This window comes from Dactylosporangium sp. CA-233914, assembly GCF_050942935.1.
Classification (GTDB): Bacteria; Actinomycetota; Actinomycetes; order Mycobacteriales; family Micromonosporaceae; genus Dactylosporangium.
Genome location: NZ_CP192030.1, coordinates 39726 through 52859, shown reverse-complemented (window position 1 = coordinate 52859; position 13134 = coordinate 39726). Strand labels below are relative to the sequence as shown.

11 protein-coding genes are annotated in these 13134 nt (G+C 71.9%); 6 read left to right on the top strand and 5 right to left on the bottom strand.

All coding sequences use genetic code 11. The features are described 5' to 3' along the window. Positions 1-10: 10 nt before the first annotated feature. Positions 11-238 carry a DUF397 domain-containing protein gene (locus ACQPY0_RS00230; RefSeq protein WP_432982744.1) on the bottom strand — a complete coding sequence of 76 codons (228 nt, stop codon included), beginning with the start codon at positions 236-238 and terminating at the stop codon, positions 11-13. Continuing rightward, entirely contained in the window at positions 238-1038 is an 801-nt protein-coding gene (locus ACQPY0_RS00225; RefSeq protein ID WP_432982741.1) for a helix-turn-helix domain-containing protein, read from the bottom strand. The genes ACQPY0_RS00230 and ACQPY0_RS00225 overlap by 1 nt, the downstream gene beginning before the upstream one ends. Positions 1039-1422: 384 nt before the next feature. Here ACQPY0_RS00225 and ACQPY0_RS00220 point away from each other — a divergent pair, with 384 nt between their 5' ends. Then, positions 1423-1695 carry a hypothetical protein gene (locus ACQPY0_RS00220; RefSeq protein WP_432982738.1) on the top strand — a complete coding sequence of 91 codons (273 nt, stop codon included), beginning with the start codon at positions 1423-1425 and terminating at the stop codon, positions 1693-1695. 85 nt (positions 1696-1780) lie between these two features. On the opposite strand, the gene ACQPY0_RS00215 is transcribed toward ACQPY0_RS00220, so the two are convergent. Beyond that, positions 1781-2560 carry a PASTA domain-containing protein gene (locus tag ACQPY0_RS00215; protein WP_432982735.1) on the bottom strand — a complete coding sequence of 260 codons (780 nt, stop codon included), beginning with the start codon at positions 2558-2560 and terminating at the stop codon, positions 1781-1783. 333 nt (positions 2561-2893) lie between these two features. Between ACQPY0_RS00215 and ACQPY0_RS00210 the strand changes: the two genes are divergently transcribed. From ACQPY0_RS00210 to ACQPY0_RS00200, 3 genes are all read left to right on the top strand, one after another. Further along, complete coding sequence (locus ACQPY0_RS00210; RefSeq protein ID WP_432982732.1) at positions 2894-4291, top strand: hypothetical protein; 1398 nt, start codon at positions 2894-2896, stop codon at positions 4289-4291. A gap of 80 nt (positions 4292-4371) precedes the next feature. Beyond that, the gene (locus ACQPY0_RS00205; protein ID WP_432982729.1) at positions 4372-6447 is read left to right on the top strand and encodes an MMPL family transporter; all 2076 of its coding nucleotides are present in this window, start codon (positions 4372-4374) and stop codon (positions 6445-6447) included. A gap of 52 nt (positions 6448-6499) precedes the next feature. Next, a complete protein-coding gene (locus tag ACQPY0_RS00200; RefSeq protein ID WP_432982726.1) occupies positions 6500-9025 on the top strand; it encodes an ATP-binding protein in 2526 nt (841 codons plus the stop codon). Between the two features lie 131 nt (positions 9026-9156). Here the strand turns inward: ACQPY0_RS00200 and ACQPY0_RS00195 are convergent, their stop codons facing one another. Then, positions 9157-9648, bottom strand: coding sequence for a MarR family winged helix-turn-helix transcriptional regulator (locus ACQPY0_RS00195; RefSeq protein ID WP_432982723.1), 492 nt, complete (start codon positions 9646-9648; stop codon positions 9157-9159). A gap of 97 nt (positions 9649-9745) precedes the next feature. Between ACQPY0_RS00195 and ACQPY0_RS00190 the strand changes: the two genes are divergently transcribed. Together ACQPY0_RS00190 and ACQPY0_RS00185 are read left to right on the top strand one after the other, a co-directional pair. Then, positions 9746-10321 carry a YceI family protein gene (locus tag ACQPY0_RS00190; protein ID WP_432982720.1) on the top strand — a complete coding sequence of 192 codons (576 nt, stop codon included), beginning with the start codon at positions 9746-9748 and terminating at the stop codon, positions 10319-10321. A gap of 185 nt (positions 10322-10506) precedes the next feature. Further along, positions 10507-11979 carry a glutamate--cysteine ligase gene (locus ACQPY0_RS00185; RefSeq protein WP_432982717.1) on the top strand — a complete coding sequence of 491 codons (1473 nt, stop codon included), beginning with the start codon at positions 10507-10509 and terminating at the stop codon, positions 11977-11979. On the opposite strand, the gene ACQPY0_RS00180 is transcribed toward ACQPY0_RS00185, so the two are convergent. After that, the gene (locus tag ACQPY0_RS00180) at positions 11976-13133 is read right to left on the bottom strand and encodes an acyl-CoA dehydrogenase family protein (RefSeq protein ID WP_432982714.1); all 1158 of its coding nucleotides are present in this window, start codon (positions 13131-13133) and stop codon (positions 11976-11978) included. The two genes, ACQPY0_RS00185 and ACQPY0_RS00180, sit on opposite strands and share 4 nt — an antisense overlap. Position 13134: the final 1 nt, after the last annotated feature.

Genomic DNA, 13134 nt, shown 5'->3' with positions numbered 1-13134 from the left:
CGGCGTGTCGTCACGCCAGGTCGAATTCCCCGCCCTTGGTGCCGTCGACGAACGCGGTCCACTCCTGCGGAGTGAACAGCAGCACCGCACCGGCCTTGTCCTTCGAGTCGCGGAGGGCCACCGCTCCGCCGGCGAACGCCACCTCAACGCAGTTGTCCGAGTACGGACCGCTGCGAGTGCTCTTGCGCCACGCGGCACCCTCGAGGTCGACGATGAAGCCCTTGGCTTCGATTTCCACTACAGCTCCTTTGTCAGTTTCACGAACATGGACACTGACTCGTCCGGACGGAGTGCGTTGGCGCGCAAGTAGTCAAAGATGAATCCGTAGCGCTGAAGCTCGTCGTCCTTCTCGAGAAAGAGACCGCCGGCCGCGTGCGAGGCGAACACGAAGTTCTGCCCGGCAGACTCGTCGTACAGCAACATCGTGAATGCCCCGTCCATCCCGGCGTGCGCGCCGGCGGAGAAGGGCAGGACCTGCAGCGTCACGTTCGGCCAGCCGGCCGCCGTGCTCAGGTGCTCAAGCTGGCGACGCATGACCGCCCTCCCACCGACCGGGCGGCGGAGGACTGCCTCGTCCAGCACCACCCAGAGATCGATCGGGTCATCCTGAGTGAGTAACGATTGTCGGCCCATCCGGACACGCACCCTTTTCTCGACATCTGTGGCACCGATGTCGGGGCGGGCGGCATGGATCATGGCCTGGGCGTACTCCTCGGTCTGCAGCAGGCCGGGAACGACGAGAGCTTCGTACGAGCGGATGTGGTCGGCGGCGGCCTCGAGCCCTACGTAGGCGCCTGTGAGCACGTCGCCGTACAGCTGCCACCAGCCCTTCTGCCGCGCCTCCCGCGCGATCTTGAGCAGCTGGTCGGCGTATTCCGGATCGACGCCGTAGATGTCCAGCATGTCGCGCACGTCGCGCGGCGTGACGCCGGTCTGGCCCGTCTCGATCCGGGAGATCTTCGAGCCGGAGCATTCGAGCCGCTCGGCGACCTGGTCGATGGTCACGTGCGCCGCATCACGCAGCCGGCGCAGTTCCATCCCCAGCTGACGGCGCCGGAGGGTCGGGCTGCCTCGTCGACTTGCCACGGTTTGTCGCACCTCCGCGCCGCAGACCTACGTAGATAACTTACGTATTGATCAGCGCTACATCGTAGAGCCGCGCAGGGCGACTCGGTACGAGAATCTGCGACTCATACGCGCGGTGGAACCTTCTTCTTGCAAGTTGCATAACTGACCGCCGTGGTGCAACCTGTCCGTACTGCTGGGATCACGGACTGTTCACGTAGCGGAGCAACCCGCCCCTAGGTGGACGCGACGACCAACGATTCGGACCAATCGGCGGTTACGGACCGCACCCCCGCGAAGGTGCCCCGTTGCCGGCCTTCCCCCCAACAAGCCGAGACGGAAGACGGGAGTCCCACCGTGTTACCGAGGACCGGTGATGTGCTGCGCGTGACGAAGACCGCGAGCGTGCAGTTCAAGCAGCCCATGCTGTTCCGGGTGATCCGAGTGCACGACTGGCAGACGTACGACGGCTGGGCCTGGCTGGACGGCTACCAGCTCAACGCCGCGGGCGACGCGGTCGAACGCCGCTCGATCTTCGTCCAGCTCCAGGGCCTGCAGCCGGGCTTCGTTTCCCGCAGCCAGCGCGCCGTCACCCCGTTGCGGGCCGGTCTGCCGGTCCCCGTCGGCTGAGTCGCGGCTCGACCGACAGGGCGCAAGCCGGCTCGTCGAGGACCTCGCTGCCGCTCAGCCGGCTCGTCGAGGGCCCCGCTGCCGCTCAGCCGGCCGCCGAGGCACTCGGGCCCGGGCTCGACGGGACGGTCGAGGGCGCGGCGGCCGCGACGATGAGCGTGACGGTGTCCCCCGGGTCGACCGTCTCGCCCTCCCCCGGCTCCGACGCCAGCACTTCGCCCGGCGGCAGCGAATCGTCGGCGCGCCGCTCGACCTTCACGTTGAGCCCCAGCACCTGCAGCTTCACCGTAGCCTCGGCCAGGCTGTCGCCCCGCAGCGGCGGGATGACGACCGGCGCGGGGGCGGGGGCGCTGGACGAGGGGGGCGCCTCCGAGGACGGCGCCGCCGACGACGGAGCCTCGCTGGAGGCCGGCGGGGGCAACGGCGAGGCGGTCGCCGCGGTCGACTCCACCCCGCCGGGCGCGTTCTGCCCGTTCTCCGTCGCGCGATAGATGAGGTACAGCCCGAAGCTCAGCGCCGCCACCAGCACCAGGGCGACGATGCCGACGATGACCGGGGTGAACCAGGACCGCCCCTGGTACGGATCCTCTTCCTCGTCCACCCACTCCTGGGGCGCGGGCCGGCGCAGGCCGGGATCGCCGGGCGCGGGCACCCCGGCCCGGGCCGACCACCGCTCCCGCTCCTCGACGGGCGGCTGAACCCCAGTGGCGTCGATCGGTCGCTGGGCCCGGGTTTCGTCCGCGGCTCGGGGGTGCACCTGGGTGGCGTCGGCGTCCTGTTCCTCCTCCACCGCGTCGCCGCCGGCGAAGGGCCAGAACGGCTGCGTCGAGGACTCGTCGGAAGGATCGCCGGCACGGTTCACCATGTCTCCCAGTTCACCACCTTGTCCGACTTGTCCGGCGGTTCGCCGCTACGGCGCCACCCATCTACTCTCTCCCGACACGCTACGCGTCCGGAAAACGGCGGAAAGTGGCAGGCGCTACGAGGCCGGACGGCGATCCGGTGACGGCAAGGCAGACGCTGCGGGGCGAGGACCATGACGGGAGGCCGGCCACCGCGCGTGCGAGGTCGCCGCGCGATGGCCGGTATGGCGCCGGGAAGACGCTGCGTGGCCGGTCGGCGGCGGGGTGAGAGCGCCCGTTGACGTTCCCACGACACCGACTCGCCGGGGTGGACGGCTGGGCGTACGCTGCGCGGCATGGCGGCGAGAAGCTGGGCTACCTCAATATTCACGGCGATCGGCGTGTCGGCCGGCGCAGGTGCCGCGCAGCTCGGTCTCGGCTACGGCCTGGGCATCATCTCCTGGCAGCCGACGGGCGACAGCGCGACGGTCTGGGTGAGCGGCCTCGCCTGGGTGACCTGGCTCGCCGCCTCGTCGACGGTCATCGGCGCCGTCTGCGCCGACCGGCTCGCCGGCGGCGGCACCCCTGTCCCGGCCAACCCGGACAGTGTCGGCGGCCGGGCCCTGATCGTGGCCTGGCGGGTGGTGATCGCGCTCGCCGCCGCTGTCGGCTCGCTGATCATCGTGCCGCTGGTCGCCATCCCGGCGCGCACGCCGCGGCCGGACAACGCCGTGCCGTACTTCACCGCCGGCGGCTACGCCATCGCCGGGCTCATCGTCGGTCTGCTCGTGGCGGTCGGCGCCGTCGCCGCCCGGGCGGTCGCCGCGAACGTCATCGCCTCGTCGGCCTGGCTGTGGACCCTGGCCGTGGTCGCCGTCGCCGATGTCGTGCACGCCGACGGCGACACCGCGACCGCGGCGCAGCTCGGCACCTGGCAGTTCACCGACGCGACGTGGATCCGCGGGATGGTGAACCTCCCCAGCGCCCTGCTCATGATCGTTGCCGCGCTCGTCATCGGCGCCCTGGCCGCCTGGCCGGCCACCCGCCGCGGCGAGAACCGCGTCGGCGTCGCCATCTCCGGCTTGACCGGCCCGTTGCTGGTCGCGATCGCATACCTGCTGGCCGTCCCCGCCCTCGGCGAGCACGACCAGCACCTGTCGGCCTTCGTCATCGCCCCCTACGCCATGTTCGCCGGCCTGGCGGGGTCGATCATCGTCTCGTCGATCGGCCCGAGCGGCTCCCGGGCCCGCTCCCGCGCCGAGCGCCGCCGCGCCACCGAGGAGCGCGACGCCCGCTCCGCCGCCGACTACTCCGAGTGGACCGCCGCCCTGGCCGAGGCCGACGCCGCCGACAACCGCCGCCGCGGCTCGTCGCCCGACAGCGACGAGTCCCCGACCGACCCGCTGCGCCCGTCGGACTCCGCCCGCCCGTCCTGGTCGCGGGAGCCGGTCGCGGTCGGCGCGGCCCCGGAGCTCGACTCGGCCGTGGACCTGGAGTCGGACGCCTACGCGCCGTCGCGGGCCTACGGCAGCACGTACACCTCCGACTCCGCCAAGCGCGCCTACGCCGAGGACACCGTCGCGGAGGAGCCCGCCACCCCGCCCAGCTCCAAGGGTTCGACGCCGACCGGCACCGCCCGCGCCTCCGCCGCCCCGCTGTGGCCGACCGAGGCGACCACCGAGGCGACCACCGAGGAGGCACCGGCCAAGCCGCCGCGGGGCCGGGGCCGGGGCCGCGGCAAGTCCGCGGAGTAACCGGGGGCACCAAGCGACCCTGACGGGCCGGACGGATCGGGGGATGTCGGGGCGTACGCGAGGCGTGCTTGCATATCTCGATGTTCGCGAAACTCGGCGCGCTCATGGCCCGCGGGCGCTGGGTGGTGGTCGGCGTCTGGCTGGCGGTGACGATCGCCGGCGCGGTGTTCGGTGGCGGGCTGTTCGATCGCCTGGTCACGACGGGGACCAACCGGGCCGACAGCGAGTCCGCCGCCGGGCAGCGGCGCATCGACGAGGTGGCGCCGACCGGGTCGATCGTGTTCGCGGTGATCGAGGGCGTCGCGCCGTACGACCCGGCGCTCGTGGCCACCGTCAGCGACGCGGCCAAGGAGATTCGCGGCTGGCCCGGGGTCAAGGAGGTCCACGACCTCTACACCGGCGTCGGCGGGCGCATCGGCGCGGACAACCGCAGCGTCAGCGTCCAGGTCGAGCTCGAACCCGGCCTCGCGGATGCCCCGCGCGAGGCGCTCGAGGATCGGGTACGTGACCGGCTCGAGCGCATCGCGGCGCCGAGCGTGGCGGTCGGCGGTACGAAATTGGCGGAACGGGCCTTTGCCGACCAGTCCGTGCACGACCTCGCGATCGGTGAGAGCATCGCGTTCGCGGCGCTGCTCGTGGCGCTCTTCCTATTCTTCGGCGGGCTGCTCGCCGCCACGCTGCCGCTGGCCGTCGCGGTTGCCGGGGTCACCGGGTCGCTGCTGGTGCTGCTCGGGCTGAGTCACGTCACGCGGGTGAGCGAGTATTCACTGAACGTGGTGAGCCTGCTCGGCATCGGGCTCGCGGTGGACTACTCGCTGCTGATCGTCGCGCGGTACCGCGAGGAGCTGGCGCGTCACGAGCCCGCCGAGGCGCTGAGCGTGGCCATGGGCCGGGCCGGGCGCGCGGTGGCGATCTCCGGGCTGGCGGTGACGTTGACGCTGGCCGGGCTGACCGCGTTCGCCGAACCGCTGCTCGCCGCGGTCGCCCTGGGCGGGGCGGCGGTGGTGGCGCTGGCGACGGTGGCCGCGCTGACGCTGGTACCGGCGATGATCGCGCTGTGCGGATCGCGAATCCGGCCGAGGCGAGCGACCGGAACAGCGCGAGACCGGGCGGGTCTGCTGGCCCGGCTGGCAGCCCGGGCGCAGCGGGACCCCGCGCGGGTCGCGCTCGGGGCGACCGTCGGGCTGCTGGTGCTGGCCGCGCCGCTGCTCGGGGCGAATCTGGCCAACTCCGATGCCCGGGCGCTGCCGGGGTCGAACGAGGCGCGGCGGGCGTACGACATCTGGGAATCAAAGTTCTCCAACAGCGAGCCACCGGCGGTCACGGTGCTCCTGCGGGCCGGGCCTGAGCGGGCCGACGTCCGCGATCTGATGAACCGAATCGGCAACGAGCTGCACGGTGAGGTGCTGCGGCAGGACGTGCGCGGCGACGTGCCCGACGGGTGGACCATCCTCGACCTGACGCCCAAGGGCGGGGTCGGCGACGCGCAGGGGTACGACCTCGTGCGCCACGTGCGCGCCATGCCCACGCCGTTCGCGAAGTGGGTGACCGGGCCGGCCGCCGAGGTGGTCGACTATCGCGACTCGCTCGCCGGGCGCCTGCCCGCGGCGGCGCTCATCGTGCTGGTCGTGACCGTGGTACTGCTCTTCGCGCTGACCGGTTCGCTGGTCATCCCGGTCAAGGCCGTCCTCATGAACCTGCTGACCCTGGCCGCGACGCTCGGGGTGCTGGTCGTGGTGTTCCAGTGGGGCTGGGGGCAGATCCCCCTGTTCTTCGACTCCTGGGGCGGGCTCGACCTGACCACGCCGGTGCTGCTGTTCGTGTTCATCTTCGGTCTGTCGATGGACTACGAGGTGTTCCTGCTGGCGCGGATCAAGGAGGAGTACGACCGGCGGCCGGACACCGATCGCGCCGTGCTGCGCGGCATCGCCCGCTCGGGGCCGGTCGTCACCGCGGCGGCCGTGTGCATCGGGATCGTGTTCCTCGGCTTCGCCGCCGGCGGCCTGGTCGCGGTGAAGGAGATCGGGGTCGGCATGACCGTCGCGCTCCTCATCGACGTGACGGTCGTGCGCGGGCTGCTCCTGCCGTCCCTCATGAGCATGCTGGACCGGTGGAACTGGTGGGCGCCGCGGCTCCGGCGCCGACGTCTGTCATAATTGAGATATTGACAGGGGTCGCGGTCCAGTCGCTCGAGTACCCTTCCTCAACATGTCTCCAGTAGCGGAGGGCTTCGCCGCGGCGCTCCGAGCCGGCCGTCTGGCCAGGGGACTCACCCAGGATGAACTGGCGGCGCGGGCCCACCTCGGCGTCCGCACCCTCCGCGAGCTCGAGCGCGGCCGCGTCGCCCGCCCGCAGCGCAACACCCTGTCGCTGCTGGCCGACGCCCTGAACCTGACCGGCGCCGACCGCGACGCCTTCCTCAGCGCCGCGATGAACCGCCCCCAACTTTCGCCGCCGGGCGCCCCGGACCCCAGCGGCGACGACTCCCCGAACGGCGGCCGGCACCGCGCGAGCGCCCGCCCGGGCCGGGGCACGCTGCCGCTGCCCACCATCCCACCCATGTTCGGCCGCGACGCCGACATCACCGAACTGCTGGCCTTGCTCGCAAGCGACCGGCAGGAGCCCGGATCGGCCGCGGAGGTCGTCGCGCTGATCGGGATGGCGGGCGTCGGCAAGTCCGGGCTCGCGCTGGCGGTGGCCCACGCGATGGCGGCGGCCGGCCGGACCGCCGTCGCGGTGACCGTCACGAACATATCCCAGCCCACCGACATTTTCTCCGCCGTCGCCTCCGTCTTCGGGGTGGCCAGGGCCGAGGAGCTGACCGAGCGGTACGGCTCCCGAAGCGCGCCCCCGGCGTTGTTGGTGATCGACGGCGTCGACCGGGCCCCGAGCGCGTCGATCGAGGCGATCGCCTGGCTGCGCGCCCGGGTCCCGGCCATCCGGATTGTCGTGACGAGCCGGAGACCACTCGCCGCCGAGGTGCCGGGCGCCGTCGACTGGCAGGTCCAGCCGCTCGAGGTGCCGGCGACCCGGCCGCAGGACCCGGCGGCGCTGCGCCGGCTGCCGGCGGTGGCGCTGTTCGTGGAGCGGCTGCGCGCCGTGCGCCGGGAGCCCGCCCGCGACGACGAGATCCCCACGATCGGGGAGCTGGTGCGCCGGCTCGACGGGCTGCCGCTGGCGATCGAGCTGGCCGCGGCGCGGGGGCGGGTGCTGGAGCTGGGGGAGCTGCTCTCGCGATACGGCAACCGGATCCTGGACCTCGCGCCCACGGACCCGGCGGGGCGCCGGCTGCGTGACACCGTCGCGGACAGCTATCAACTGCTCGCCGATCGCGAGCAGGCGGCGCTGCGCCGGCTATCGGTGTTCCGCGGGAAATGGTCCGTCGAGCTGGCCGAGGCCCTGCTCGAAGGGGTGGTCGAGGACGTCGAGGCGGTCCTCGACCGGCTGGTCAGCCTGGGGCTGGTGAGCGTGCGCGGGCCGGGCGACCTGCGGTTCCGCCTGCTCGACGTGGTGTTCGACTTCGCCTCGGAGCGGTGCGCGGAGGCCGGTGAGCTGCGCGCCGCGCGGCAGCGGCACGCCGACGTCGTCACGCGGGCCGTGGTGCGCGTCTCGGCGGAGCTGACCGGGGCCGGCAGCGCGGCGGCGGTCCTGCGGCTGGACTACCTCAACAGCGACATCCGCGCCGCGCTGCGATACTCCGCGGTGCGTGACCCCGAGCTCGCGCTCCGCCTCGCCGGAGCCCTTCCGAGGTGGTGCCGGCTGCGCGGACGCGACGTCGAGGGGTACCACCTGCTACGCCGCCTCCTCGACGACCGCCGCACGCAGGCCTGTGATCCGGGCACGCGCGCGTGGGCCCAGGTCGGCGCGGCCATGCTCGCCTCCGCGCACGGGCGCGGGGCCGGCGAGCTGTGCGCGACCGAGTCGGCGCTGGGGGTACTCACCGATCGCGGCGACGTCACCGGCGAGCTCACCGCGCGGGCGCTGCTCGCCGGGGTCTGGCAGGCGCTCGGCGGCCCGGACGAGGCGCGCCACCACAACGAGGCCGCGCTCGGCCTGGCCATCCGCACCGGGCGGGCCCGCGAGATCGCCGTCGCGCAGAACAACCTCGCGTGGCTCGACGTCCTGGTCGGCGACCTGGGCACGGCGGCCTGGCGGCTCGAGGGCGCCGGCCGGCGCGCGGCCGAGGCCGGCGACGCCCGCCTGCGGGCCGTGATCGAGGCCAATCTCGCCGAGATCGCACGGCTGGACGGGCGCTTCGACGAGGCCGTCGCCCTGGCCCGCCGCGCCGCGACCGCGATCGCCGAGGTGGGCGACCCGGCCCATCGTGTGCGCGTCCTGGGCACGCTCGGCCAGACCTTCGCCGAGACCGGGCGCCACACCGAGGCGTTGCCGGTGCTGGCGGAACTGGCGTCAGTACCCGACAGTGCCGGCACATCCGCCCTGGTCAACGGCTACCTGGCGCTGTCGCGCGGGGAACGAGCCCAAGCGGCGAGCGCGTTCGAGGTCGCCGCGAACCTCCTGGCCGGCCGCGACGATGCCCGTGACGTGCTCGAGGCCCTGGTCGGCCTGGCCGTGACCGCCGGACCCGCCCGGCGCGACCGCGCCCTGCAAGAGCTGTCGGGCCTGCGTGAGCGAGCCCGCATCCGGCTCCTCCCCCGCGAACATCGCCTGCTCGACACCCTGGTGGGCACGGACGAAGACCCCCTGGGTGCGTGGACACGCCTACCCACCTAACTTCGCCCGTGCCCGCGGAAGGCTAGCCCGATTCCGAGTTGTACCGCACGCGCCGCCCAGACCTGCCGGTAATCCTGCCGGTAGGCGCCCGCTGACGCAGCGTCGCCAACGAAGGTGGAAGGTGTGATCGCTCAGGCGGCCGCGGAACGCATCGACGGCACACCCGAGGTCGCCTCCGGCCGGACCGCGTCGCGGATCTTGCGCAGGCCGCCCAGCAGGGCGTCCAGCTCTGCGGCCGAGAGCGGGCCGGTGAACCACGCGTCGATCAGCGTCAGGTGCCCCGGCAGGACCTCGCGCATCTTGGCCAGCCCGACCGGCGTGATCACCGTGAAGGAGCCCCGCCGGTCCGTCGGGCAGGCGCGCCGCGTCGCCAGGCCGTCCCGCTCCAGGCGATCGACGACCCGGGTCACGCCGCTGGTGGAGAGCCCGGTCTGGGCGGCCAGGTCCGTCATGCGCAGTTCGCCGCCCGGCGAGCGCGCCAGCCGCACCAGCACCTCGAAATCGACGTTACCGAGCCCGTGCTCGGCCAGCTGGACGTTGAGCCGCGCGTTGACACCGGAGAAGGCCTCCATGAACAGGCCGATGGCGGTGATTCGCGGATCTTCCAGCATTTCGTCGGTCACAGTGCAAGCCTAACAGAGAGCTTGACGCACGAGAGTCTGTCGAGTGTATATTTGCCGCGACAATCTTCTTCGTCACCGCACAACTGAGGGAGTCACCATGACGGCACCCGCCAACACCCGCGAGTACAACGGTCTCACCATCCCCACGCCCGGCAAGTTCGAGATCGACCCGGCCCACACGCGCGTCGGCTTCGTCGCCCGGCACATGATGGTGAGCAAGGTGCGCGGCGGCTTCACCAGCGCCAGCGGCAGCATCGTCGTCGCCGAGAACCCGCTGGAGTCAAGCGTCGAGGTGAGCATCGACGCGGCCAGCATCGACACCGGCGTGGCGGACCGTGACGGCCACCTGCGCAGCCCCGACTTCCTCAACGTCGAGCAGTGGCCGGCGCTGACCTTCAAGAGCAAGCGCGTCACGGGCCTGTCCGGCAACGAGTTCAAGCTGGTCGGCGACCTGACGATCCGCGACGTCACCCGCGAGGTCGAGCTCGATGTCGAGTTCGAGGGCCACGCCAAGAGCCCGTGGGGCCAGGAGGTCATCGGCTTCTCCGCCACGACCGAGATCGACCGCGAGGAGTTCGGCATCACCTGGAACCAGGCGCTGGAGACCGGCGGCGTGCTCGTCGGCAAGAAGGTCAAGATCGAGATCGGCGCCGAGGCCGTCCGCCAGGGCTGAAATCTCACGGCATATCCGATAAAACGCCAACGTCGGAGTTTGGCCATCGTGCAGAGGGTGGGCGAAATCTCCCACCCTCTGCAAGGTTTCGCTCACCCTCGGCTGACTTCATGTCCGCTTTGTCCCTAGCGGTACATCTGGACTGCTCCTAACGTGAGGGGTCCAAGATGGGCCAGGGGGCATGCATGGGCCAGGACGTCACACGGGGATCCTTCTCGCGTGAGGACCGCGCTCGCTACAGACGTAAGGTGCGCCGCTGCCTCGACGTCTTCGCGCTCATGCTCAACGACTTCCGCTTCGACTCCGACCGGCCGATGACCGGCCTGGAGATCGAGGTCAACCTCATCGACCCGGACGCGCAGCCCGCCATGCGCAACGCCGAGGTCCTCGCCGACCTGGCCGACCCGACGTTCCAGACCGAGCTCGGCCAGTTCAACCTCGAGATCAACGTGGCGCCGCGGGTCATCGAGGGCGACGGCCTGGAGGTGTACGAGCGCGAGGTCCTCGCGAGCCTCGTGCACGCCGACGAGCGGGCCCGCAAGTCCGACGCCCGGCTCGTGCTGATCGGCATCCTCCCCACGCTGCGGCCGGAGCACCTGGTGCTCGCGAACATGTCCAACGAGCCGCGATACCGGCTGCTCAACGACCAGATCATCAACGCGCGGGGCGAGTACATCGCGCTGGACATCCGCGGCGAGGAGCGCCTCGAGGCGCAGTCCGACTCGATCGCCGGCGAGTCCGCCTGCACGAGCATCCAGTTCCACCTGCAGGTGGCGCCGGAGGATTTCGCGATGTACTGGAACGCCTCCCAGGCCATCGCGGGCGTCCAGGTCGCCGTCGGCGCCAACTCGCCCTTCCTGTTCGGGCGGCGCCTGTGGGCCGAGACCCGCATCGCGCTGTTCGAGCAGGCCACCGACACGCGGCCGGAGGAGCTCAAGGCGCAGGGCGTGCGGCCGCGGGTCTGGTTCGGGGAGCGCTGGATCACCTCGATCTTCGACCTGTTCGAGGAGAACGTGCGCTACTTCCCGCCGCTGCTGCCGATCACCGAGGACGAGGACCCGGTGGCGGTGCTCGAGGCCGGCGGAGTGCCGCGGCTGGGCGAGCTCCGGCTGCACAACGGCACCATCTACCGATGGAACCGGCCGGTGTACGACATCATGAACAACCGTCCTCACCTGCGCGTCGAGAACCGGGTCCTGCCGGCCGGCCCGACCGTCGTCGACCAGCTCGCCAACGCCGCGTTCTACTTCGGCCTGGTCCGGGAGCTGTGCGAGCAGGACCGTCCGATCTGGACGCAGATGTCGTTCTCGGCGGCCGAGGAGAACTTTCACATCGCCGCCCGCGAGGGGCTCGACGCGCGGGTCTGGTGGCCCGAGCTCGGCGAGGTGGCGGTCCCCGACCTCGTGCTGCGCGAGCTGCTGCCGCTGGCCGAGGCCGGGCTGGACCGCTTCGGGGTGCGGGCGGCGATCCGCGACCGGCTCCTCGGCGTCATCGAGGGCCGGTGCCGCACCGGGATCAACGGCGCCGCCTGGCAGACCCGGGTCGTGCACGGGCTGGAGGAGCGCGGCCTGGACCGGTCCGCGGCCCTCCGGCAGATGCTGCAGCGATACGCCGAGGGCCTGCACGAGAACGTCCCTGTCCACACCTGGCCGATCTAGAGCCCCATCGACCGCGAGATGATCATCCGCTGGACCTCGGACGTGCCCTCCCCGATCTCCAGGACCTTGGCGTCGCGATACATGCGCCCGACCGGCGTCTCGTTCATGAACCCGTAGCCGCCGTGCACCTGTGTCGCCTCGCGCGCGTTGATCATCGCCGCATCGCTGGAGGCGAGCTTCGCGATCGCCGCCTGGCGCTTGAAGTCACGCCCACTGACCAGCCGGCTCGCCGCGTCGTAGTACGCCAGCCGGGCCATGTGCGCCCGGCTCTCCATATCCGCGATCTTGAACTGGATCGCCTGGAAGTCCCCGATCGCGTGGCCGAACGCCTGCCGCTGCCGGGCATAGGCGACCGACTCGTCCACGCAGCCCTGGGCGAGCCCGACCCCGAGCGCGGCGAACGCGACCCGGCCCTCGTCGAGGATGCGCAGGAACTGGGCGTAGCCGCGGCCCCGCTCGCCGAGCAGGTTCTCGGCCGGCACGCGCACGTCCTCGAAGGTCAGCTCGTGGGTGTCGGAGGCGCACCAGCCGACCTTGGAGTACGCGGGCTGAACGGTGAAGCCCGGCGTGCCGCTCGGCACGATGATCGCCGAGAGCTCCTTGCTGCCGTCGGGGTTGACGCCGGTGACCGCGGTGACCGTGACCAGCGCGGTGATGTCGGTGCCGGAGTTGGTGATGAAGGCCTTCGACCCGTTGATCACCCACTCGCCGCTCGCCTCGTCGAGCACCGCGCGGGTCCGGGTGCCGCCCGCGTCGCTGCCGGCGCCCGGCTCGGTCAGGCCGAACGCGGCCAGCGCCTCGCCCGAGGTGAGACGGGGCAGCCACCGCTCCTTCTGGGCCGGCGTGCCGTAACGGTAGATGGGCATCGCACCGAGCGAGATCCCGGCCTCGAGGGTCACGGCGATCGACGAGTCGACGCGCGCGAGCTCCTCCAGGGCGACGCAGAGCGCGAAGTAGTCGCCGCCCATCCCGCCGTACTCCTCCGGGAAGGGCAGCCCGAACAGCCCCATCTTCCCCATCTGGCGGACCAGGTCGTAGGGGAACGCGTGCCGCTCGTAGTAGTCGCCGATCACGGGGGCGACCACGTCGTGGGCGAACTCCCGGACGCTGTCGCGCAGCGCCTCGAGCTCCTCGCCGAGAGAGAAGTCGACCATG